This is a genomic window from Marinobacter sp. M-5, assembly GCF_032911545.1.
Classification (GTDB): Bacteria; Pseudomonadota; Gammaproteobacteria; order Pseudomonadales; family Oleiphilaceae; genus Marinobacter; species Marinobacter goseongensis.
In genome coordinates this window covers 808,656-831,257 of record NZ_JAWJEK010000002.1, presented here as the reverse complement: position 1 = coordinate 831,257, position 22,602 = coordinate 808,656, and the positions used below count along the sequence as shown (strand labels likewise).

The 22,602-nt window shown below is 59.9% G+C and carries 25 protein-coding genes; 15 read left to right on the top strand and 10 right to left on the bottom strand.

What is annotated here, in order from left to right; all coding sequences use genetic code 11:
* Positions 1-89: 89 nt before the first annotated feature.
* Entirely contained in the window at positions 90-614 is a 525-nt protein-coding gene (gene greB, locus R0125_RS13055; RefSeq protein WP_317238461.1) for a transcription elongation factor GreB, read from the bottom strand.
* 250 nt (positions 615-864) lie between these two features.
* Between greB and R0125_RS13050 the strand changes: the two genes are divergently transcribed.
* Positions 865-1,152, top strand: a complete 288-nt coding sequence (locus tag R0125_RS13050) for a hypothetical protein (RefSeq protein WP_248185585.1) — start codon at positions 865-867, stop codon at positions 1,150-1,152.
* A 14-nt stretch (positions 1,153-1,166) separates the two neighbouring features.
* On the opposite strand, the gene R0125_RS13045 is transcribed toward R0125_RS13050, so the two are convergent.
* The 8 genes from R0125_RS13045 to ftsY all read right to left on the bottom strand — a co-directional run bounded on the left by R0125_RS13045 (position 1,167) and on the right by ftsY (position 9,202).
* The gene (locus tag R0125_RS13045; RefSeq protein ID WP_248185587.1) at positions 1,167-2,651 is read right to left on the bottom strand and encodes an ATP-binding protein; all 1,485 of its coding nucleotides are present in this window, start codon (positions 2,649-2,651) and stop codon (positions 1,167-1,169) included.
* Complete coding sequence (locus tag R0125_RS13040; protein ID WP_248185591.1) at positions 2,638-3,318, bottom strand: winged helix-turn-helix domain-containing protein; 681 nt, start codon at positions 3,316-3,318, stop codon at positions 2,638-2,640. The genes R0125_RS13045 and R0125_RS13040 overlap by 14 nt, the downstream gene beginning before the upstream one ends.
* Before the next feature lie 116 nt (positions 3,319-3,434).
* Complete coding sequence (gene hyi / locus R0125_RS13035; RefSeq protein WP_317238460.1) at positions 3,435-4,214, bottom strand: hydroxypyruvate isomerase; 780 nt, start codon at positions 4,212-4,214, stop codon at positions 3,435-3,437.
* Positions 4,215-4,216: 2 nt separating this feature from the next.
* The gene (locus tag R0125_RS13030) at positions 4,217-5,149 is read right to left on the bottom strand and encodes an NAD(P)-dependent oxidoreductase (RefSeq protein WP_317238459.1); all 933 of its coding nucleotides are present in this window, start codon (positions 5,147-5,149) and stop codon (positions 4,217-4,219) included.
* Positions 5,150-5,294: 145 nt separating this feature from the next.
* Positions 5,295-6,155 (bottom strand): RNA polymerase sigma factor RpoH, encoded by an 861-nt coding sequence (rpoH, locus tag R0125_RS13025; RefSeq protein ID WP_248185595.1) that lies wholly within the window; start codon positions 6,153-6,155, stop codon positions 5,295-5,297.
* 196 nt (positions 6,156-6,351) lie between these two features.
* Positions 6,352-7,344, bottom strand: a complete 993-nt coding sequence (gene ftsX / locus R0125_RS13020; RefSeq protein ID WP_317238458.1) for a permease-like cell division protein FtsX — start codon at positions 7,342-7,344, stop codon at positions 6,352-6,354.
* On the bottom strand, positions 7,334-8,005 hold the full coding sequence (gene ftsE, locus R0125_RS13015; RefSeq protein WP_248185599.1) for a cell division ATP-binding protein FtsE: 672 nt from the start codon (positions 8,003-8,005) through the stop codon (positions 7,334-7,336). Before ftsE ends, ftsX begins: the two co-directional genes overlap by 11 nt.
* 15 nt (positions 8,006-8,020) lie before the next feature.
* On the bottom strand, positions 8,021-9,202 hold the full coding sequence (ftsY, locus tag R0125_RS13010; RefSeq protein WP_248185600.1) for a signal recognition particle-docking protein FtsY: 1,182 nt from the start codon (positions 9,200-9,202) through the stop codon (positions 8,021-8,023).
* Between the two features lie 159 nt (positions 9,203-9,361).
* Here ftsY and rsmD point away from each other — a divergent pair, with 159 nt between their 5' ends.
* A complete protein-coding gene (gene rsmD, locus R0125_RS13005; RefSeq protein ID WP_317238457.1) occupies positions 9,362-10,000 on the top strand; it encodes a 16S rRNA (guanine(966)-N(2))-methyltransferase RsmD in 639 nt (212 codons plus the stop codon).
* Positions 10,001-10,007: 7 nt separating this feature from the next.
* Here rsmD and R0125_RS13000 read toward each other — a convergent pair whose 3' ends face one another.
* Entirely contained in the window at positions 10,008-11,186 is a 1,179-nt protein-coding gene (locus R0125_RS13000; protein ID WP_317238456.1) for a fatty acid desaturase, read from the bottom strand.
* A gap of 176 nt (positions 11,187-11,362) precedes the next feature.
* Between R0125_RS13000 and mutM the strand changes: the two genes are divergently transcribed.
* The 13 genes from mutM to R0125_RS12935 all read left to right on the top strand — a co-directional run bounded on the left by mutM (position 11,363) and on the right by R0125_RS12935 (position 22,479).
* Positions 11,363-12,175 carry a bifunctional DNA-formamidopyrimidine glycosylase/DNA-(apurinic or apyrimidinic site) lyase gene (gene mutM, locus R0125_RS12995; RefSeq protein WP_248185604.1) on the top strand — a complete coding sequence of 271 codons (813 nt, stop codon included), beginning with the start codon at positions 11,363-11,365 and terminating at the stop codon, positions 12,173-12,175.
* 167 nt (positions 12,176-12,342) lie between these two features.
* Positions 12,343-12,675, top strand: a complete 333-nt coding sequence (locus tag R0125_RS12990; RefSeq protein ID WP_248185605.1) for a hypothetical protein — start codon at positions 12,343-12,345, stop codon at positions 12,673-12,675.
* Between the two features lie 77 nt (positions 12,676-12,752).
* On the top strand, positions 12,753-13,442 hold the full coding sequence (gene yrfG / locus R0125_RS12985; protein ID WP_317238455.1) for a GMP/IMP nucleotidase: 690 nt from the start codon (positions 12,753-12,755) through the stop codon (positions 13,440-13,442).
* 41 nt (positions 13,443-13,483) lie between these two features.
* Positions 13,484-13,894 carry a ribosome-associated heat shock protein Hsp15 gene (hslR, locus tag R0125_RS12980; protein WP_248185607.1) on the top strand — a complete coding sequence of 137 codons (411 nt, stop codon included), beginning with the start codon at positions 13,484-13,486 and terminating at the stop codon, positions 13,892-13,894.
* An 81-nt stretch (positions 13,895-13,975) separates the two neighbouring features.
* Positions 13,976-14,830: an Hsp33 family molecular chaperone HslO gene (hslO, locus tag R0125_RS12975; protein WP_248185608.1), complete on the top strand. Its 855-nt coding sequence runs from the start codon at positions 13,976-13,978 to the stop codon at positions 14,828-14,830.
* Between the two features lie 172 nt (positions 14,831-15,002).
* Entirely contained in the window at positions 15,003-16,535 is a 1,533-nt protein-coding gene (locus R0125_RS12970; RefSeq protein WP_317238454.1) for a phosphoenolpyruvate carboxykinase, read from the top strand.
* A gap of 284 nt (positions 16,536-16,819) precedes the next feature.
* Entirely contained in the window at positions 16,820-17,044 is a 225-nt protein-coding gene (locus R0125_RS12965) for an addiction module protein (protein ID WP_075196060.1), read from the top strand.
* 158 nt (positions 17,045-17,202) lie between these two features.
* A complete protein-coding gene (locus tag R0125_RS12960) occupies positions 17,203-17,658 on the top strand; it encodes a hypothetical protein (protein WP_317238453.1) in 456 nt (151 codons plus the stop codon).
* Between the two features lie 17 nt (positions 17,659-17,675).
* The gene (locus tag R0125_RS12955; RefSeq protein ID WP_317238452.1) at positions 17,676-18,092 is read left to right on the top strand and encodes a hypothetical protein; all 417 of its coding nucleotides are present in this window, start codon (positions 17,676-17,678) and stop codon (positions 18,090-18,092) included.
* Positions 18,093-18,216: 124 nt separating this feature from the next.
* Complete coding sequence (locus R0125_RS12950; RefSeq protein WP_317238451.1) at positions 18,217-19,134, top strand: hypothetical protein; 918 nt, start codon at positions 18,217-18,219, stop codon at positions 19,132-19,134.
* A gap of 162 nt (positions 19,135-19,296) precedes the next feature.
* Complete coding sequence (locus tag R0125_RS12945) at positions 19,297-20,139, top strand: methylated-DNA--[protein]-cysteine S-methyltransferase (protein WP_317238450.1); 843 nt, start codon at positions 19,297-19,299, stop codon at positions 20,137-20,139.
* Between the two features lie 84 nt (positions 20,140-20,223).
* Positions 20,224-21,654 carry an AsmA family protein gene (locus R0125_RS12940; protein WP_317238449.1) on the top strand — a complete coding sequence of 477 codons (1,431 nt, stop codon included), beginning with the start codon at positions 20,224-20,226 and terminating at the stop codon, positions 21,652-21,654.
* Between the two features lie 186 nt (positions 21,655-21,840).
* Entirely contained in the window at positions 21,841-22,479 is a 639-nt protein-coding gene (locus tag R0125_RS12935; RefSeq protein WP_317238448.1) for a hypothetical protein, read from the top strand.
* The last annotated feature ends 123 nt before the right edge of the window (positions 22,480-22,602 follow it).

Below are 22,602 nucleotides of genomic sequence, written 5' to 3'. Positions count from 1 at the left end.
GCCAGAAACCGATCAATTTGCCAAATTTTGATCAGTCTATCGCCTAAGGCGACTAAACACCCGGCCAGTCGTCAGGTTTGTGACGGTTTTCACGCGTCCTGTGTGGGCTCCTCATAGCGGATCGCGGTGACCACCACCGTTTGCCAGCCGTCCGGCGTGCGCACGCCGACTTCATCGTCCAGGCGCTTACCAATCAGCGCCCGCGCCATCGGGGAATTGATGCTCAGGTACCCTCGCCCCAGATCAAACTCGTCCGGGCCCACCAGCCGGTAACACTGTTCGTCACCGTCCTCATGCTCGATGGTGACCCAGGCGCCAAAGAACACCTTGTTGCGGTCGTCCGGCAAGCGGTCGACCACCGTCAGTTCGTCCAGGCGTTTGCTGAGAAAACGAACCCGCCGGTCAATTTCCCGCAGCTGTTTCTTGCCGTAGATGTACTCGGCGTTTTCCGAACGGTCGCCCAGGGCTGCTGCCTCACGCACCGCCTGGGTCACCTCCGGGCGTTTTTCTTTCCACAGATAACGCAGCTCTTCCCGCAGGGCCTGCTCGCCCTGAGGCGTAATGTAGCGGTTGCGCCGCGGGGGCGGTGTGGACTGGTCTGTGCGTTGAGACATAAAAAAACCCCGTTGAATAACGGGGTAAGGCTAGCGCTGTGCTGGAGGGGGAAGCAAGCGGTTATTACCGCCTGCTCCCAATTCAACAGTTTCTATTTTGCACACGGGGGATTACACGGTCCTGTCTGCGCTATTACGTTTTGGTCAGGGTAGGGTGCAACGCAGATTAGGTTGCGCACTCTAGAGAATCGGCATAGCGTTCAGGCTCAGAATTCTATGATCTTCCTGACGACAAACACGGGGAACCGACATGAACACCCAGAAACTGATGAACACCGCACTGAACAGCCTGGACGCCCTGGGCTACCGCCTGGACCAGTACGGCATTACCGGCAAGGTAAACCGCCACAATCTGGCGGCTTTCCTGATGGTTGAGCAGAAGCATCTGGAAGGCGAGTGGGACAGCATTCAGGCACGTATTGATCGCCGCCGCTCACAGGTTGAAGGCATTCTGTCCTTCGTTGAAACCCGCACCGACGCCGTTATCGGCCCGGTGATGGCTCGGGTGAACCGCTTCCGCGGCGTGTCCGGCCACTGATCCGGGTGTTCCTGCTAGGCGCGGGAGGCTTCTGACGGGGCGTTCTTCGACTCCCCGTTGCCGGCGCCTTCCGGGCCGTCTGCCTGGGCGGCGCGGATCCGTTTTTTGACCGGATTGTACGCCGGTATACGGATGCTCACCGTCAACCCGGGATACTCCTCACCCGGGTGATGATCCGCCAGTTCAATCCTGCCCTGATGAATCTCCGCCACCGCACTGACCAGGCTCAGCCCCAGGCCATTACCCGGCAGTGAACGGCTCTTGCCGACCCGGTAAAAGCGCTGGAAAACCTGATCTTTCTCGTCGTCCGGAATACCGATACCGCTGTCACTCACCTCGAATACTGAATCCGTGCCGTCGCGATGGACCGACACCCGGATCATGCCTTTTTCGGGGGTGTACTTGATGGCGTTGTCGATCAGGTTGCTGACCATCTGGAACAGCAGATCCCGGTCACCTTCGATCAGCACCTGCGTGTCCAGCGCCTGCTGGAACACCTGTTCCTTGTCCTCTGACAACGCCTCGTATAGCTCACAGGCATCACTGACCAGCTCATCCAGCGACACTGGCTTCATATCTGCTGCGTTGCCCCGGGTTTCCAGACGCGCAATTCGCAGCAGCGCATTGAACGTGGCCAGCAGCTGATCGGCTTCGGCCACGGCACGACCGGCCTGCTCCCGGGCCTCATCGTTATCGACCGACATCAGGGTGTTTTCCAGCTGATTGCGCAGCCGTGTCAGGGGGGTTCTCAGATCGTGGGCGATGCTGTCGGAGACATGGCGAATGCCTTCCATCAGATAGACGATGCGGTCCAGCATCTGGTTGAGGTTTTCCGCCAGCTGGTCGAAGTCGTCCTCGGTTCCACGGGTGGGTATCCGCAGTGACAGATGACCGTTCATAATTCGTCGGGAGGTGTTGTTGATCACCTCGATGCGCTTGGTGGTACTTCGGCTCATCAGGAAGCCGCCCAGCAGGGCCAGTGCCAGGGTAATGCCCATCCCCCAGTTGATGGCGGTTTCGATCACCCGTTTCAGGTTGGTGAGTTCGTCCACGTCGCGGCCCACCAGTAGCCGCAGACCGCCCTGAACTTCAAAGATACGCGCCCGGGCCAGGCGTTCCGGCCCTTGCCAGCCCACGGATTCGTTGAGGGTAAAGTTGATCCAGCCGCTTTCCGAGCGCGCCCCCTCCGGCCAGGTTTCCACGTTACCGGCCAGTTTGAGGAAATCGTCGGTGGTCAGCAGATAGATGGACTTGGCCTTGGGGTCGCGGGCAACACGTTCACGGATGATGGTAATCAGACCATTGATGCCCCGGCCGCGGTATTGCTCCGCCAGGCCGGCAATTTCAGCCTCAATGGTCTGGTCCGTCTGGGCGGTCATAAAGCCGGCGGTGCGCCAGTAAATGAACGCCAGCAGCAAAAACACCGAGGTGGCAAACACCACCATGTACAGCAATGCTAGCTGGAAGGACGAGGTCCGGAGCTGACTAAGCAGTTTCACGGAGCATGTACCCAGCACCCCGAATCGTCTGCAGCAACGGAGTCTCGAATTCCTTATCGATCTTGGCTCTCAGCCGGCTGATATGCACATCAATCACGTTGGTCTGTGGATCAAAATGATAGTCCCAGACTTTCTCCAGGAGCATCGTTCGGGTCACTACCTGACCGGCGTTGCGCATCAGGTATTCCAGCAGGCGGAACTCCCGGGGCTGCACGTCGATGTTCTGCCCCGACCGTTTGACGGTTCGCGCCAGCAGGTCCATCTCCAGATCCGCCACCCGCAATACCGTCTCGGTTTCCGCCGACTGCCGGTTGCGGCGCACCAGCGATTCAATACGCGCCAGCAGCTCGGTGAAGGAGAACGGTTTGGTGAGGTAATCGTCGCCGCCGCCGCGCAGGCCTTCCACCCGGTCGTCCACGTCGCCCAGCGCACTGAGAATCAGCACCGGAACCTGGTTGCCGGTGGCGCGCACGGTCTTGATGATGGATAACCCGTCCATGCCTGGCAGCATGCGATCGACAATCATGATGTCGTAATCCTCACTGGCCGCCATCATCATGCCTTCCTTGCCGTCAGCCGCGTGGTCTACCACGAAGTCCGATTCTTTCAGCCCTTTGACAAGGTAGTTTGCTACATCCTGATCGTCTTCAATTACCAGCGCTTTCACCGGTTATCCTCCCGATAGCGGATTACTTGTTAGCCGTTACATTACAAACAGGGTACGAATAAGTTTGTAATGCGGCCAGTTACGATCTTGTAAGAGGGTGTCGCCTATGGCGACGGTCACGGATGATCGCGAAACCACCCCAGACTCTCGGTGGTTGTGCTGGCGGGGCGGTATTCAGCACTCAGCCAACCGCAATAACCCATGGCATCCAGCGCGTTAAAAACATTCGAAAAGTTAATCTCTCCGGTCCCAGGCTCATGCCGACCTGGATTATCCGCAAACTGCACATGGCCGATCCAGGGCATCAGGCACTCCAACGTGCGAACCAGATCACCCTCCATGATCTGCATGTGGTAAAGGTCATACTGCAGGCGCACATTGTCTGCGTCCACCTCTTCGATCAGACCGATAACGCGGGCCGAGGTGTCGAGGAAAAAGCCGGGCATATCCACCCGCGAGTTGATGGCCTCGAGGCACAGGGTGATGCCCTCGGGCTCAAGCTGCTCTGCGGCCCAGCGCACGTTGGCGACCAGTGTCTGCCAGGCCTGCTCTTCGCTCAGATCGGCTGGGCGTATTCCGGCCAGGCAATTCACCTGACGACAGTCCAGCACCCGCGCGTAGTGGATGGCCCTGACCACACCCTCACGGAATTCCTCCACCCGGTCCGGCAGGCAGGCAATGCCACGCTCGCCCGCGTCCCAGTTGCCGGGCGGCAGGTTGAACAACACCTGGGTGAGCCCATTGGTGGTCAGCGCCCGGCGAAGCTCCTCCGCCGGCCAGGCATAAGGAAAGAGATACTCCACGCCCCTGAAACCGGCCATGCGGGCCTGCTCGAAACGCTCCATGAACGGCACTTCAGTAAACAGCATCGACAGATTGGCGGCGAATTTCGGCATGCTTATTCCCTGTTCCCGCTGCGAGCGCTTTTTGACCCCGAGACGGTTGAGCCCAGCAGCGTGCCGTTGAGGTGTTCCAGTTCCAGCAACAGGCCACTGTGATCCACATCGCTGTGGCCATTGGCGATCAGCGACAGGTATTCATTATGAACCTGTTGAGACAACGGCAAGGTCAACCCCTCGGCGCGGGCCTCATCCAGAATCATCCGCATATCTTTGAGCTGAATCCGCGCCGGGGCGCCAGGGGCAAACGCCCGATCAATCATGCGCTGGCCATGCAACTCCAGAATCCGACTGCCGGCAAAGCCACCCATCAACGCCTCCCGCACCGCAGCGGGATCGGCGCCGCCTTGGGCCGCCAGCAGCAACGCTTCCGACACGGCACCAATGGTGATACCAACAATAGCCTGATTCGCCAGCTTCGCCAGCTGGCCCGACCCCACCGGCCCGATCCGCGTGCACTTGCCCAAGACCTCAAACACCGGGCGCGCCCGATCCACATCCTGCTCCAACCCACCGGCCATGATACTCAGACGCGCCTCAGTGGCGCCCACGGTGCCGCCAGAGACCGGCGCATCCACATACCCCGCGCCCTGCTCTGCGGCCAGCCCGGCATGGCGACGGGCCACCGAGGGCTGGATGGAACTCATATCAATCAGCAGCGCGCCGGATTTCAGCGCAGTGATTCCACCCTGCTCGACCAATACCTGTTCCACCACCTCGCTGTTTTCCAGCATCGTGATAACCACATCTGCATCCCGGACCGCCTGTTCCGGAGAGTCGGCAATGGTGGCCTGATCCTTGAACGGTTCGCACTTGCTCGCCGTGCGATTCCAGAGCGTCATTGAAAATCCCGCATCCAGAAGATTCCGAGTCATCGGCCCACCCATCAGACCAATACCCAAAAAGGCTATGTGCAATTGTTTTTCAGTCATCGCTTTTGAACCTTACTCCAAATGCCGGGGAAGTGGGTGGGCAGGGGATTCCACCCCAAGGTTTATTGAAATCAATTATACAAACAAAAACGCCACCAGGCTGAAACAGCGTGGTGGCGTCAGAAAGACCAAAAATTCGTGAGCGTCAGGCCGCTTCGACCATACTCGCTTTGATCTTCTTCATGGCATTCTTCTCGAGCTGGCGAATACGCTCGGCAGACACCCCGTACTTGTCAGCCAGCTCATGCAGCGTGGACTTGCTCTCGGTCAGCCAACGCTCCCGCAGGATATCCTGGCTGCGCTCGTCCAGATGCTCGAGGGCCTGCATCAGGCGGCCGTTGGAATCCTCGGACCAGTCCGCGTTCTCCAGCTGCACCGCCGGATCGCTGCGATGGTCCTGCAGGTAATGCGCCGGAGCCTGATAGGCGTTGTCGTCATCATCGTCCATCGGACCATCGAACGCGGTGTCGTGGGAGGCCAGGCGGCCTTCCATTTCGCGCACGACCCGCGGCTCCACACCCAGATCCGCCGCCACGGCATTGAGCTCGTCGTGACTGAGCCACGCCAGACGCTTTTTCTGGCTGCGCAGGTTGAAGAACAGCTTGCGCTGGGCCTTGGTGGTGGCCACTTTCACGATGCGCCAGTTGCGCAGGATGAACTCGTGAATTTCAGCCTTGATCCAATGCACGGCGAACGACACCAGACGCACACCGAATTCCGGATTGAAGCGTTTGACGGCCTTCATCAGCCCGACGTTGCCTTCCTGGATCAGGTCGGCCTGGGCCAGCCCGTAACCGGAATAGCTGCGGGCAATGTGAATCACAAAACGCAAATGAGAGAGCACCAGCTGGCGTGCCGCGTCTACGTCGCCTTCATAATGAAGACGCTCGGCGAGATCCCGCTCTTCATCAGCGGTCAGTACCGGAATCCGGCTCGCAGCCTGGATGTAAGACTCGAGATTCGCACCCGGAACCAGTCTGTCAATCAGCTGTAAACTCGTACCCATGCTTGTTTCCTCCGAACCTGGCGGCCGCTAAATATACCAATTGTCACTTAGACCGCCAAGACCTTGATAAGTTCCTTGTGTTTCCCAGTAACCCGTTACAAAACAACAATCTGGAAAACCCTCGCTGTCCTTCCCTGGTTGCCACACTACGCCGCGAAAGACAGATTCTTCAATACGGTTTTACCGCAACCCCGGATCAGCCGCCGGCGATCTCCCCCGGCTCGATGGCGTCCAGGTGGCGCTTCACAGCAACCCACGCGCCCAGCCAGCCTAACAGCATCGCCACGATTAGCAACGCCAGCGCGCCGTCAAAGGTCAGGCCGTTCAGGGAAAAATCACTGCGGTACAGCCCTGCCAGTCGCTCAACCGGCCCGCTCAGCCACCATAACGAGAGCTGCAACAGCACCCAGGCCACCACCCCACCGCCGAGGCCAAACCAGGCCCCGGTGTACAGAAACGGGCGGCGAACGAACGCGTCGGTGCCACCCACCAGTTTAGCCACCAGAATTTCATCGCGCCTGTTTTCGATGGACAACCGCACGGTGTTACCGATGACCAGCACCACCGCCGCCGCCAGCAACAGGGCCAGCGCCCACACTGCGCGGGCCAGCAGATCGGTCATTGCGTTCAGGCGCTGCAGCCAGCCCAGGTCGACCTGAACCCGGTCCACACCGTTCATCCCCTGCAGACGCGTCACCAGCGTTTCCACGCCACCGGCGGTGCGTGACGCCTCATCCGGCGTGACCAGCAGGGTATGGGGCAACGGGTTACCTTCGAGGTAATCCAGGGCGTCGTCCAGTCCGGAGGAAGCGCGGAATTCCGCCAGCGCCTGATCCTTGTCGATCAGCTCCACTTCCAGCACGCGGCTGTCGGCATGCGCCTCGGCCTGCAATGCCCGGGCGTCGTCCAGCGTTGCGCTCTCGCTGAGGTAGGCGGTGATACGGGCGCTGCTCTCCCAACCGGCGCTGACACCCTGAAGGCTGGTCAACAGCAACAGCAAGGCCACCGGCAGCGCCAGCGCCACGCCCATCACGGTCCAGGTCATCATGCTGGCCACCGGCGTACGCCAGAGCCGCTCGGCGCTGTCGCGGGCCACCTTGCGGTGATGGACCAGGTAGCTTTCCGCCTGCTGTTGCAGCGGTGAGCTGGACTGATTAGCGCCTTTCTGCTTGCGGGAGTCAGCGGCCACGGCCACCCCCGGCAGTCAGCTCGCCATGGTCGAGGGTCAGGGTTCGCCGCTGCATGTCGTTGATCAGGGCAATGTCGTGACTGGCGATCAGCACGGTGACCCCGACCTGACTGAACTGACCGAACAGATGCATGATGTCGGCAGACAGTTCCGGGTCGAGGTTACCGGTGGGCTCATCCGCCAGCAGTACCGGCGGCTTGTTGACCACCGCCCGGGCGATACCCACCCGTTGTTGTTCCCCGCCAGACAACTGCAGCGGGTTCATTTTTTCCTTGCTGAGCAGGCCGACCTTGTCGAGCGCCGCACGTACCCGGCGACCGATGTCCCGCGCCGGCACGCCCATCACTTCCAGCGGCATGGCAACGTTGTCGAACACCGTGCGATCGAACAGCAGCTGGTGGTTCTGAAACACCACGCCTATATGGCGGCGAATGTAGGGAATCTGGCGCCTGGGCAGAGTATTGAGCACCTGGCCACCGACCACCACCTCACCGGCACTGGGGCGTTCCATCACCATGATCAGCTTCAACAGCGTACTTTTGCCGGCGCCGGAGTGGCCGGTCAGAAACGCCATTTCGCCCCGGGCAAGGCTGAAGTTCACCTGCCGCAGGGCGGTATGGTCGCTGTCGTAGCGTTTGGTGACCTGACGGAATTCAATCATCGGTCGTTACTGCTGTTACTGGTCGTCAAACAGGGCATCCACAAAGGTTTCTGCGTCGAAGCTGCGCAGATCGTCCACCTGCTCACCCACGCCGATGTATCGAATGGGCAACTGCAACTGGCGCGCGATAGCGAACACAATACCACCCTTGGCGGTGCCGTCCAGTTTGGTCAGGGTAATGCCGCTGACCCCCACCGCCTGCTGGAACACCTGGGCCTGGCTCAGGGCGTTCTGGCCGGTACCGGCGTCCAGCACCAACATGACTTCGTGGGGCGCGGTGTCGTCCAGCTTCTTCATTACCCGCACAACCTTTTCCAGCTCGTTCATCAGGTTGTCTTTGTTCTGCAGGCGGCCGGCGGTGTCAGCGATCACCACATCCACACCGCGGGACTGGCCCGACTGGATGGCATCAAAAATCACCGAGGCACTGTCGGCACCGGTGTGCTGGGCCACCACGGGCACATTGTTACGCTCACCCCAGACCTGCAGCTGCTCTACCGCTGCCGCGCGGAAGGTATCCCCGGCCGCCAGCATCACCGACTTGCCCTCGGTCTGGAATTTTTTGGTCAGTTTGCCAATGGTGGTCGTCTTGCCCACACCGTTCACGCCCACCATCAGAATCACGTAGGGCTTCTTGCCGCCATCCAGCTCCAGCGGTTTGGTCACACCGGACAACAACCCGCGCAGTTCATCCCGCAACGCCGTGCGCAACGCGGCGCCATCTTTGAGCTGGTTGCGCTCGAGCTTGTCGGTCAGTGATTCAATGATCTCGGAGGTGGCGGTGACCCCCACGTCGGCCATCAGTAACGTGGTTTCGATCTCTTCCAGCAAGTCCTCGTCAATCTTCTTGCCCACAGCAAACAGATCCGACAGGCCGGAAGACAACGTGGCACGGGTTTTCCCCAGCCCCAGACGGATACGTTCGAAAACGCTGGTGGGCGGCTCCTCGGCGACCGGTTCCGGTGCGGGCGCTGCCTCCTCGACCTTGTCGGCAACCGGCTCTGCCACTGGCGCTGCGGGTTCTTCCTCAGTCGGCTCAGCGGGCGCAGCAACCGGTTCGGCGCCCGGCTGCGGTTCCGGCTTTTTCTGGGGTACCGGCTTCGGGCGGGGCACCCGGCGATAGTTGCCGGCCAGATCCAGAGCAAAAATGAAAACGAGGAGGCCCAGAAGGCCGATTGCAATCCACTCTGCGGTCATATCCATACCATCAGTTGAAAATGGGCGGGAGAAAAGAAAGCCGACATTCTAGCAGACTGTCAGCGGGAATTGGGGCGGTTGCGCCCACGCCCCGGATGGCGATCGGAGGAATTTCCGTTACCATACCGCCATTCATCAGACACCGGCAGGCAGCACCCCATGGGCCAGAAACCGAAACACCAGAAAGGCGGGCGCCAGACACGCAGCGCGGCACCCGGAGCGGGCAGCAACGGCGGTGAATTGCGCATCATCGGTGGCGACTGGCGCAGCCGCAAGCTGCGTTTTCCCGAAGCCGGTGGGGTACGCCCCACGCCGGCCCGTACCCGGGAAACCCTGTTCAACTGGCTGAACTACCACCTGGCCGGCCGCCGCTGCCTCGACCTGTTCGCCGGCTCCGGCGCCCTGGGTCTGGAGGCCCTGTCACGCGGTGCCGGCCACACCGTGTTTGTCGATCACACACCGGCACTGGCCCAGGCACTACGCAGTAACCTCAGGTTATTGACATCGGAGTCGGGAGACGTGATTTGCCAGAGTGTTGATGCGTTCCTGGCGCAACCGCCGGCGGAACCCTTCGACATCCTGTTCATGGACCCACCGTTCCGCCAGGGCTGGCTGGAAACGCTGCTCCCGCTGATCGCAGATCAGGGCTGGGTCAGACCGGGGGGCTGGGTCTATGTGGAACATGAAAGCGAGATGCCAACCCCCCAGGTTCCGGACGGCTGGTCCCTGCACCGGCAGAAGTCCGCCGGGCAGGTCACCTACTGTCTGTTCAGAGCTGGGGAGTCAGCCGACATCTAGGCAGCGGTTACGCAGCGGGGCGCAGAGAATAGGCCCGCAGGTGTGCTGCGAAGTCTTCCAGGTAACGGATGCCGCTGGCTTCCGCTTCCTTGCACCAGTCCATCAGTGCCTGCATCTTCTCCTGAGGCTTTACGCCGCGCTTGCGCCACAGCGCCTGCAGCTCGTTGCTCATCTCGTAGATCTGACGCAGAACCGCGTTGCGCTCGAGCACCGTTTCCAGGTGCTCCTGCTCTTTCGGTTTGATCAGTGACACTTCACGAGACAGCAACTGCTTGAGCTTGCGGTAACGGGGACGAATCTCGTCGTCCATCAGCGACTTCTGCTGGCGCAACACCGGCTCCATGACCCGCTTGCGGTACTGGCGCATGATGTCAAAACGGTTGTTGGCAATGGCCTGAACGGTTTCAACATCCACGTTCTGCTTGCCCGGCACATAATGAGCAATGGGCTTGAAGCCCTTGGGCTTGGCCAGACCGAACAGCTGGAACAGACGAATATAACCCCAGCCAATGTCCACCTCGAACCAGCGGCGGGACAGCTTGGAGGAATTCGGATAGGTGTGGTGATTGTTGTGCAGCTCTTCGCCGCCAATCAGGATGCCCAAGGGCGAAATATTACGGGCGTTGTCGGCGCATTCAAAGTTGCGATAGCCCATCCAGTGGCCGATGCCGTTGACCACACCGGCGGCCCACACCGGAATCCACATCATCTGCACGGCCCATATCCAGATACCGTGCACACCGAACAGCAGCAGGTCGATCACCGCCATCAGAGTGATGCCCAGCATTCTGTAGCGGCTATAAACGTTGCGCTCAACCCAGTCTTCCGGGGTGCGCTGGCCATAACGCTCGAGGGTTTCTGCAGTGGCGGAATCGGCATACAGCTCCGCGCCTTCGAACAGTACCTTACGGATACCCAGAACCACCGGGCTGTGAGGATCTTCCTCGGTTTCGCATTTGGCGTGGTGTTTGCGGTGGATAGCGGTCCATTCCTTGGTGTTCTGGGCGGTGGTCAGCCACAGCCAGAACCGGAAGAAATGCTTCAGAACCGGGTGCAGATCCAGCGAGTTGTGCGCCGAATGGCGATGCAGGTAAAGGGTTACACTAACGATGGTGACGTGGGTCATACCCAGGGCAACCAGAATCAGTTGCATCACCGAAAGGTCAAGAAGACCGTTAAACCACATACAAAATCCTCAATCAAATATCGTGGCTCGCCCGGCAATGGCACCGGCAAACCGTACCGATCACTTTAGCGTACAGATGTAAGCCTCAACAACAGGATTTGGACGAATATTTGTTACTGATTACACTTATCCGGTTTCAGATCGTCCCTCCCCCCCCGCTGACCGGAGAACACCGCTTGCCCGAATTACCCGAAGTTGAAACCACCCGCCGCGGCATCGCGCCCCACTGCGAAGGGCGCACGGTTCAGCAGGTGACGATCCGCAACCGCAGCCTGCGCTGGCCCATACCCCGGGAACTGGACGAACACCTGACCGGGGCCACCATCCGCAGCGTGGAGCGCAGGGCCAAATACCTGCTGTTACGGGTCGACAGCGGCACGGCCATCGTGCACCTGGGCATGTCAGGCAGCCTGCGGGTCATCACCGACAACGCCCCACCGCTGACCCACGATCACGTGGAACTGGTATTGGACAGCGGTATCCGCCTGCGGTTCAACGACCCGCGGCGCTTCGGCTGCTGGCTGTGGTCCGCCACGCCGGAACAGCACCCGCTGTTGGCCAGCCTGGGCCCTGAGCCGCTGGCACCGGAGTTCACCGGGGCCCTGCTGTTCAGGCTGTCCCGGGGCAAACAAACGCCGGTCAAGTCGTTCATTATGGACAACCACGTGGTGGTCGGGGTGGGCAACATCTACGCCAACGAGGCCCTGTTCAAGGCCGGCATCCACCCCAAACGCAAGGCCGGGCGCATCAGCCTGGACCGATACAACCGCCTGGTGGACACCATCCGGGAAACCCTGAGCGCGGCCATTCTGATGGGTGGCACCACGTTGAGGGATTTCGTGAACAGCGACGGCAAGCCCGGCTACTTTGCCCAGTCGTTGCTGGTGTATGGGCGCGGCGGCCTGCCCTGCGCGGAATGCGGCACCCCGCTGAAGGAGATCCGCATGAACCAGCGCTCGACGGTTTACTGCGGACGCTGCCAGCGCTGATGCACGGCGAAACAGGAAATTCGTTTGAAAATGCGCAAATATGATTCATAGTTAACAGAGTATCCACGTTCGTAGGCTACAATCAGACTTCATAAGACATAGCCTGCAGCCCGGCGCTCCCAAGCCGACGTACAGGAAAGACAGGCAAGATTCAGGAGACACACGAAATGACCGGCAAGATTTCTCGCGCAGTAATGACCACCCTGGCAGTTTGCCTGCTCACGTTTTCCTCCCTTGGCCACGCCCAGGCGATCGACGAAACGCCGTCGGCGCTTGCCATGACCGGTGACGCACTGCTGGTTCGCCCCGCGCTGTTCGCCACCACTATCGTAGGCACCGCGGTTTACCTGGTCTCCCTGCCGTTTTCTGCCCTGGGCGGTAACGCCGGCGAAGCCGGTGAAGTGCTGGTGGTTGGCCCGGCCAAGGCCACGTTCGTGCGTTGCCTGGGTTGCAGCCGTACCGGCCGCCGCGCCGAGCCGGTCCAGCAAGACAGCAACTGATCCGTAATATCCCCGCTTGCCAAACCCCGGCGGATTCGGCAGCCTGAAGTGACACTCACTTCAGGCTGTTTTCGTTTATGGTGAACTGGTCCTCTCTCAACACGGTGTTCCTCGATATGGACGGAACCCTGCTGGATCTGCATTTCGACAATCACTTCTGGCTCGAGCACCTGCCTGCGCGCTACGCCGAGCATTACGATCTCAGCCCCGACGAAGCCCGCAACACCCTGATTCCGATGATCATGGCGGAGCGCGGCACACTGCAGTGGTACTGCACCGATTACTGGAGTGACCGCCTGCAGCTGGACATCACCGGCCTGAAAGCGGAAGTGGGAGATCGCATCGGCTACCGCCCGTTCGTCACCGAATTTCTGGATGCGGTTCGCGCTGCCGGCCTGCGCTCGGTGATTGTCACTAACTGCCACCCAGACCCGCTGGCGCTGAAACTGCGCCACACGCAACTGGACACCCGGGTGGACGGCATCATCTCCAGCCACGACCTGGGCAAACCCAAGGAAGACCCGGAGTTCTGGCGCGACCTGGCCGGCCATGAGCCCTACCGCCCCGAACACACCCTGATGGTGGACGACAGCTTCCCGGTGCTGGAAAGCGCCCGCGCCGCCGGCATTGCCCAGTGCCTGGCTATACTGGCGCCCGACAGCCAGCAGGAAGCCCGGGAAAAGCACCCGGAGATTCCCTCTATCCACCACTTCAGTGAAGTCCTGCCGGCGTTGCGCCAGCGACAGCCCCTGCCATCAGGCGAATGAGCCGGTTATAATATGGTCGTACGCTCATCAGGTGAGGAGACATGACGGCAACCAGCAGCACTGACGACCAGCGAGTCCGCCTCGACAAGTGGTTGTGGGCAGCGCGTTTCTACAAAACCCGCTCCCTGGCCAAAGAAGCCATCGAAGGTGGCAAGGTTCACTACAACGGCCAGCGCTGCAAGCCCGGACGGCTGGTGGAAACCGGCGCCAAACTCACCCTCAGGCTGGGCTGGCAGGAACGCATCATCATCGTAGATGACATCAGCGACCGCCGCCGGGGTGCCCCCGAAGCCCAGGCGCTTTACCACGAAACCGACGACAGCGTGAAACGTCGCGAGGATCTGGCGTGGCAGCGTAAAACCATGCAGGCCGCGCAGCTGCCGCCGGCCCGGCGCCCTTCCAAGAAGGACCGCCGTGACATCCAGCGATTCCGGGAACAGAACAACATCTGATTCAGCGCTGCGCCCGATTGGCCAGCCAGTCCGTATTCCCTTTGCCCGTTTATCACATTATTTTTTTCAGGAGACATCACCATGGCATCCCGGGACCAGTTCCAGCGATTTATCTTCGAGCACAGCCAGGTGCGCGGTGCCTGGGTGCAACTGAGTGAGAGTTACCAGGAAATCGTCAGCCAGGCCCCCTACCCGGACACCGTGCGCCAGCTCCTCGGCGAATCCCTGGTGGCCAGCGTACTGATGAGCAGCACCCTCAAATTCGAGGGCACCCTGTCACTGCAGGCCCAGGGCGAAGGCCCGCTGCGCACGCTGATGGCGGAATGCAGCCACGACCGTATGATCCGTGGTCTGGCCCGTTTTGATGAACACGCAGTGATGGAAGAATCCTTCCACAACCTGCTGGGCGAAGGCCGCATGGCCATCACCATCACCCCGGACGACGGCCAGCGCTACCAGGGCGTGGTTCCCCGCGAGGAAGAGACCCTTGCCGGCTGTCTGGAAGAATACTTCGAGCGGTCCGAGCAGCTGGCCACCAGCCTGATCATCTTCGCCAATGAAACCACCTGCGCCGGTTTGCTGCTGCAGCGCCTGCCCGGCACCAGCGACAACGACGAAGACCTGTGGGACCGCATCAACCACCTGGCCCGCACCGTGGAAGCGGAAGAGTTGCTGGAACTGGACAGCCAGACCCTGCTGCACCGCCTGTTCCACGAGGAAACCGTGCGGGTGTTCGACGCCGAACCGGTCGCCTTCCGCTGCAGCTGTTCGCGGGAACGCACCCTAGGCGCGCTGGAAGCCATTGGCCGTGACGAGTGCTACAGCATCCTCGAGGAACAGGGCTCCATCGAGATGGATTGCCAGTTCTGTCACGCTCACTATCGCTTCGATAGGAACGATATCGATCATCTTTTCACCGGCCATACGCTACACTGACGCCACGGCTGATTGGCCCGAAAGCGAGATTTGACGCGGCTTTGCGGCCTGTCGTTTTTTACCGGCGTCTCTGGCATAATAGCGCGCCTGAATTGACCCGATTGCTCAGATTTCCGTCAATTTTGGGGGGCGGCCTGAGCAATCATGAAGACATCCCGAGGGCGAGGTCGAAGTGAGCAACACTTATAATGATCTGAGTTCAGCACGACTGGTCGAGCTGGCACTGGAAAGACGCGAAGGCCAGCTGGCCTCCAACGGTTCACTGGTTGTTCGCACCGGTGAGCGCACGGGCCGTTCTCCCATGGACCGCTTTATCGTCGAAGAGCCGAGCACGGCCGACGACATCCAGTGGGGACCGATCAACCGCCCGTTCGACGCCGACAAGTTCGACGCTCTCTGGGACCGCGTTGAAGCCTACATCACCGAGAAAGACCGCTTCGTGTCCAACGTGCACGTGGGCTCTGACCCGGAACATTACCTGCCGGTGAAAATGACCACCGAAACCGCCTGGCAGAACCTGTTCGGCCGCAACCTGTTCATCCGTCCGGACAGCTACAACACCGTCGACAAGCAGGAATGGCAGATCCTCAACGCCGCCAACTTCCAGTGCGTGCCCGAGCGTGACGGCACCAACAGCGACGGCTGCGTGATCATCAACTTCGCCAAGCGCAAAGTACTGCTGGCCGGCATGCACTACGCCGGTGAAATGAAAAAGGCGATGTTCTCGGTACAGAACTTCCTGCTCCCCGAGAAAGACGTCCTGCCGATGCACTGCTCCGCCAACGTCGGCGAAGACGGCGAAACCTGCCTGTTCTTCGGCCTCTCCGGCACCGGCAAGACCACCCTGTCCGCCGATCCCGATCGTTTCCTGATCGGTGACGACGAGCATGGCTGGGGCCCGGGCACCGTATTCAACATCGAAGGCGGCTGCTACGCCAAGTGCATCGACCTGAGCCAGAAGAACGAGCCGATCATCTGGGATGCCATCCGCTTTGGTGCCATCGTCGAGAACGTGATGATCGACGAAGACACCCGCGAGCCGGACTACACCGACGTTTCCCTCACCGAAAACTCCCGCTGCGCCTACCCGCTGGAGCACGTTGAGAAGCGCGTGATCGAGAACCGTGCCGGCGAGCCGTCACACATTGTATTTCTGACCTGCGACATGACCGGCGTACTGCCGCCCGTGTCTGTCCTCAGCAAGGAGGCCGCGGCCTACCACTTCCTGAGTGGCTACACCGCGCTGGTGGGTTCCACGGAAATGGGCAGCTCCTCCAAACTGAAGTCCACCTTCTCCACCTGCTTCGGTGCGCCGTTCTTCCCGCGCCCGGCCGGCGTATACGCCGAGCTGCTGATGAAGCGCATGGACGAGTTCGGCAGCAAGGTATTCCTGGTCAATACCGGCTGGACCGGTGGCTCCTACGGTGTGGGTGAGCGCTTCAGCATTCCCACCACCCGTGGCATCATCGCTGCCATCCAGAATGGCGACCTGGACGACGCCGAAACCGAGCACCTGGCGTCGCTGAACCTGCAAGTGCCGGTGAACGTGCCGGGCGTAGACAATAACCTGCTGAACCCGCGCAACACCTGGGCCAGCCAGGAAGACTACGACGCCAAGGCCGCCGAACTGATCGGTCAGTTCGTGGAGAACTTCAAGAAGTTTGATGTGTCTGACGCGATCGTGGCAGCCGGGCCCAAGCTGTAACAACCCGCCCGCTCCAGAAAAAGCGCCCTGCTCCCTGAGCACGGCGCTTTTTTTATGCCTTCAGAAAAGCCCCCCGCATAGGCAAAGCCAGGAAAACGCCCGGAACTTATTGACCTTATGGGGTTTTCTTCCTAGTTTTGGGGAATCGTTGAATTGAGATATGAGTCAGGGGAAAAGTGATCATTGGGACTCATATACAAACGTTAAAGCGAAAAAACCGAGTCGTGGCACCCGGTACTCATCCGTGTCAAAATTGAGTAATACGCGAACGAGAGGTTTCTTCCATGAATCTCCAGAAAATTGAAGACGAGGCGCTACATCTCCCGAAAGAGGAGCGAGCCCAATTGATCCAGCGACTGGTGTTGAGTCTGGAGTCTCCGTCAGAAGAAGAACTCAGGTCAGATTGGTTGCTTGAGGCCCGCCGTAGAGGCGAAGAGCTCGATAATGGCTCAGTTCAGGCCGTGTCCGGTGAAGATGTCATGAGGAAGGCTAGAGCACTGATCAAATGAACTATTCGTTTCACCCGGCAGCGGAAGCCGAATTCCTGGTCCGCAGTTCTGGCTTGGCAGGCTTTAACAATCGACTGCACAGCGACCGCTGTTCCGCCGCTTCGCGGCTCCAAACCGGCGCGTGAGCCGGGCGTTAATTTCAAGGAGACCATCAGCACATGGAAGTAAGCCCTCAAGAACGCCTCATTGCTGGAACGGTGCCACTGGTCAGCTTGATCATTTTCTACATTTATTTCTGGCTGTACGTACCGTTGGTGGTCCTTTTCCTGCTATCGGCTCGTCGTTTCGATTTGACCCACAGCAAGATGACCCTCCTGAAGGTCATGGATCTTTGGCTATCAACATTTGTTTACCTCATGCTTTTGGCGGCACTGGCTGTAGGGATTCGTATTGCGGTTCGTGACGCAGGTACGAGCATCCCTTACCTTTCAGACGATGGCCTCAACAATATTTTCATGCTGGTGGGTATGGGTCTGAGCATCCTTGCAACCGTTTCCCTTTCCGTCGCGGGGTTTCGCGGAAACGATCTGAAAATTCCGGGTTTGATGCGGCCCTTCGAGTATTGGAGCGGGCGCCATACTGCAGCTGACGCTCAAGGTTGCCTGAGCGAATAGAAAGCCGGGAGAGTTCAATGAAATACATCCGTAACGTAAGTGCTGCGTTTACCGGCGGAGCCTTAGGCGGGCTTTTGGACAGCTTTAATATCTGGTTTATGGGTAAGGTCGGGCTATCCGACCTGATCGGTATTTCAATGAAACCCGATTTTACAGCGCCCTGGTTGTATCAGCGAATGATCTGGGGTGGGTTATGGATGCTGCTGTTACTGATACCTGTCTGGAAAACTCACACAGTATTGCGTGGCATGGCCGCTAGCCTTTTACCCTCAGCCATGGTGCTGCTGGTTGTGTTTCCTTCAATGAACAAAGGTGTATTGGGCTTGGAGTTTGGTATCGCCATGCCCGTTGTGGTGGTTCTCCTGAACTTCCTTTACGGGATATTCTCGGCGTATTGGTATGTGGCCAGTTGTTCCCATCACGGCCATAATTAACGAGTCAGGCCAGCGGCTGCGTGAGACGCTCCGCAGCCTTCCGTAGGGTTGCACCTGGCCGAGTCGCTTGGTGTCTCAGGCGCTGTGATTGGTATGGCGTTAACCCCTTGCGAGGATCTATCCAATGCACAGGCGCACCCCGGCGGCCGTTGAATCACCTCTCTTTAAAGGCCTGCTGGGGGCAGTGGTTGTATTGCTGGGCCTGATGGAAAACGCGAAAAGCCAGGAAAACACCGAATCACGGGAGGTCGTTGAATGGCTGGCCCCCTACTTTCCGCCCTTTCACAAGCATCCAGACAGGGGCGACTTTGGCTATTTCGACCAACTGCACAGTGAACTGATCGAAGGGTTGCCCGAGTACGATCATCGATTCACTCAGGCAAACTATTCTCGGATCCTGTACAACGCGAAACTGGGCAGGTCATTTTGTTCACAGGCACTGATCAAAACCCCGGAAAGAGCGCCTTTCTTTCACTTTTCCCGACCGATTATTCCCATGCTGTCACAGGGTTTGATCGTCCGCACAGACGCATTGCCCAGGTTGCCCGGCGATCAGTCTGACCCCAACCGGCCGGTCAGCCTCGTTGCCGTGTTGAGCTCCGGATTTGGCCCTATCGGGTATCTGAAACATCGCACTTACAGTAAACCGGTGGACGATCTACTGCGGACCTACGAGGAGGACGACCCGGAGAATACTGACTTGTATGGCAGTGCGAGGACCAACGAAGTGCTGGCTGGCATGCTTCTGACCGGCAGACTGGTAGCCATACTGGGCACCGCCTCCGAAGTGGATCAGTTAACACCCGACCAGAAGGCCAGTAAGGCTTTCACCTTCAGACCGCTGACCGAGACGCCGGAATACAGCCAACTGCATTATGCCTGCACTCGGGATGACCGGGGCCGGGATATCATCGAATTATTGAACGTAAGATTTACCGAACTCAAGGTGCAATCCCGGGCAAAGGAACTGTATCAGTCGACGTTGAGCGGAGCCTCCGCCGAGCGCTACGAGTCGGTTTACCAGCGGTTTATGGCCAGGTAGCCGGCCTGGCGAAATCCAACGCGAGTGGCGTTCTGCCCCGCTGCTGCGGACACTTCTGAAAACGGGCACAAGCTGCGATACCGCAAGATTCGGGTCGGCAGTCAGCGCCGGGCCTATTACGATAGCGAGTGCCCCCATAAATCGTGATTGAGAGATTGCGCCATGACAGACTACGACAGAATCGCACGCGCCATGGCGTATCTTGTCGATCACGCCCCGGAACAGCCCGGCCTGGAAGAAGTTGCCGCCCATGTGCATTTGAGTCCGTTTCACTTTCAGCGGCTGTTCTGTCGGTGGGCCGGCACCACACCGAAGCGCTTCTTGCAGGTTCTTACCCTGGAACGTGGCAAGACCCTGCTGGCTCAGTCCCGCTCTCTGCTCGACGCCTCACTTGAACTCGGGTTAAGCAGCAGTTCCCGGCTGCATGATCATTTTGTGCAGCTGGAAGCGGTTACCCCCGGCGAGTACAAATCCCAGGGAAAGCAGCTTGAGATTGAGTACGGCGTGCATCCCAGCCCACTGGGACCGATGTTTGTGGCTGTCACGCCGCGCGGTGTGTGCCGCGCGGAATTCATGGACTTTCAGAACCTGGACACGTTGCTGGCGAGTCTGCAAAGGGCCTGGCCGCTCAGTGTCATTCGGGAAAACCCCGAGGCACCGCGCCGGGTGATCGAGGCGCTTTTCGGCGGCGATGCGGGGTCGGTGCACCGGCCACTGTCGCTCCACGTTGGCGGCACCAATTTCCAGATCGCAGTGTGGCGGGCCCTGTTGCACATACCTCCGGGCGCGCTGGCCAGCTACGCTCAGATTGCGCGCGCGCTGGATGCCCCCAACTCCGCCCGCGCGGTGGGTAACGCCATTGGCGCGAACCCGGTGGCCCTGCTGATACCCTGTCACCGGGTTATTCAGCAAAGTGGCGCGCTGGGCGGGTATCGCTGGGGTACCGGCAAAAAACTGATGGTTCAGACCTGGGAGCGGTTAACTCAGGAACCCGCCGGGGTCTGAGAAAAAGCGTTGCGCAGGTCGGCGAGGTGTTTCTAAACTGGGTGGGATGCAACCTGCAGGGCAGCACGACAGGGAGGTCTGACGATGCCAATCGGCAATCATCCATTTCGGAACGTGGTCAGGATCGTTCTGGCGCTGGTCGCGCTGCTGATTCTGGCCGTGGCCCTGGCGGCCTGGCTGCTGATCGACAGCGACCAGATCCGGCAGCAACTCGAAGCCCGGCTCAGTAAATCTCTCGGCATGGAGGTGCAGATCCATCGTTCGCCGCGACTCAGCCTGCTGCCGGGGCCCGGCGTGTCTGTCGAGAAACTGGAAGTACGCCACCAGGACCGGGCCGTGGCCACGGCAGAAAGCCTCCGGGTCGGGTTTGCCATCACCCCACTGCTGAGGGGCACGCTGCAGCCTGAGACCGTGCACCTCGATCAACCGCAACTGACCGTCGAGCAGAACCGCTCGGGTGAATTGAACCTCGCCCGACCGGATCCCGGGCAGCTCGGGGCGCTCTCGCTCCAACAGCTGCGGGTGACCGATGCCCGCCTCCGCTACCAGGACCGAACCACAGAAACCGACTGGCAGTTGGCGCAGTGCGATGTGAACCTGCACGTCCTCCGCCATGGCGGAGGGACGGTTGATCAGGTGCTGGCCACGCTCGCAGCCGAAGGCGCCATGCAATGCCAATCGCTCAGCAGGGACCGGTTCCGGCTTTCTGACCTGTCGGTCGAACTGAAGGGTGACCAGGGCGCGTTCACTCTGGATCCGCTAACCGCAGTAGCGTTCGATGGGGCGCTGTCGGGGCGAATCGCAGCGGATTTTTCGGCCGGCCCACCCACCCTTCGGATTGAGCAGCGGCTGGACGGGTTCGATTTCGGCGCCTTCATCCGGCTGTTGAATCCGGATCAGCAGGCCACCGGCAAGATCGATCTTGAGCTTGACCTGCAGACCGCTGGCGCGTCCTTGCCAGCGCTACGACAGAGCGCCAGCGGCAAACTCACCATGAGCGCCACCGAACTGACCTTTCAGGGCTATGATCTGGATGAGCAGCTGGAAGATTACACCGAAACCCAACGCTTCAACCTGATCGATGTCGGGGCCGTGTTTCTGGCCGGGCCGGTGGGGCTTGCCGTGACCCGGGGCTACGCGTTCACCGGTTTACTGGCAGGCAGTGAGGGCAGCACCACCATTGAACAGATGGTGTCGGAATGGGCCATTGAGGCCGGTGTGGCCCGGTCTAGTGACGTGGCCTTCCGCACCCCGAAACACCGCCTCGCGCTGAGCGGCGGCCTCGACTTTGGCAACGCCAGCTTCCACCAACTGAAGGTGGCGGTGGTCGACTCCGAAGGGTGTGCGGTAGTTGAGCAACAGATCACCGGTCCGTTCCACGACCCGAAAATCGACAAGCCCAATGTTCTGGTGGCGGTAACCGGACCGATGCTCAACCTGGTCGAGCGCGGCGTGCAAGCCGTCACCAACAACGACTGCGCTCCCTTCTACACCGGCGCTTTGCCACCCCCCTGATTCGTGAACCAGGTCACATCCTCGTCAGGATCACCCATACGGGTGATGGCTGATGCCGCGAGCACTGGTCTAAATTTGATCAACCGGAGTGGCACCGAGCCCCTCCGGTGAGACCATTTCGTGGCTGTAGTTTCAACGTTTCCAAAGCCCAACGCGTTAAAAATAAATACAACAAAGGACAACACCATGATCAACCCCATCAAAAAGCTGTCCATGCTGGCCTTGCTGGCATCGTTGCTCTTCGCCGGCTCTGCCCAGGCGGCCTGCAACGCCGATCCGATCGTGTTCGTTCACGGATATTCAGGCTGGAAGTCGCAGTTTGACGTGATGATCAACCGCTTCAAGAACGACGGCACACCGGCCTGCGCCCTGTACAAGTTCGGCTACAACAGCCTGGGCAAGAGCAACAAGACCAGCGCCAAGGAGCTGAAGGCGTTCGTTAACAACATCCGCCCGAACCACGGCTGGCGAAAGGCCAAGATCATTGCCCACTCCAACGGGGGCCTGGTCTCACGCTGGTACCGGGTATTCGAAGGTGGCTCTGCGGCAACCAACCGCCTGGTCACACTCGGTACGCCCCACAAGGGCACGGCCTGGGCCTACGGCTGCTGGAGCCCGGCCTGTTCCGAGATGCGTTACAACTCCTCGTTCCTGCAGTCTCTCAACGGCCGCGGGTGTGATGTGTCCCTGTGGTCCGCCCTTGATGAGATCATCATCCCGCAGACCAATGCAAAGTGCGGAAACAGCCTCCGTACGTCCAGTGTGGGTCACCTGACGCTGATGGTCTGGAAAGGCGTTTACGACGACGTCAGGCGTTTCCTGTAATTCACGGCGCGTTGCGCTCTGATTAACGCACTTCAGGACAGGGAATTCCGGGTGAGCAAGCCAGGCAAACTGGCTTGCTCATTTTCGTATGGGAGCCGTCCCCTTTTCCAAGTTGAGGCGATG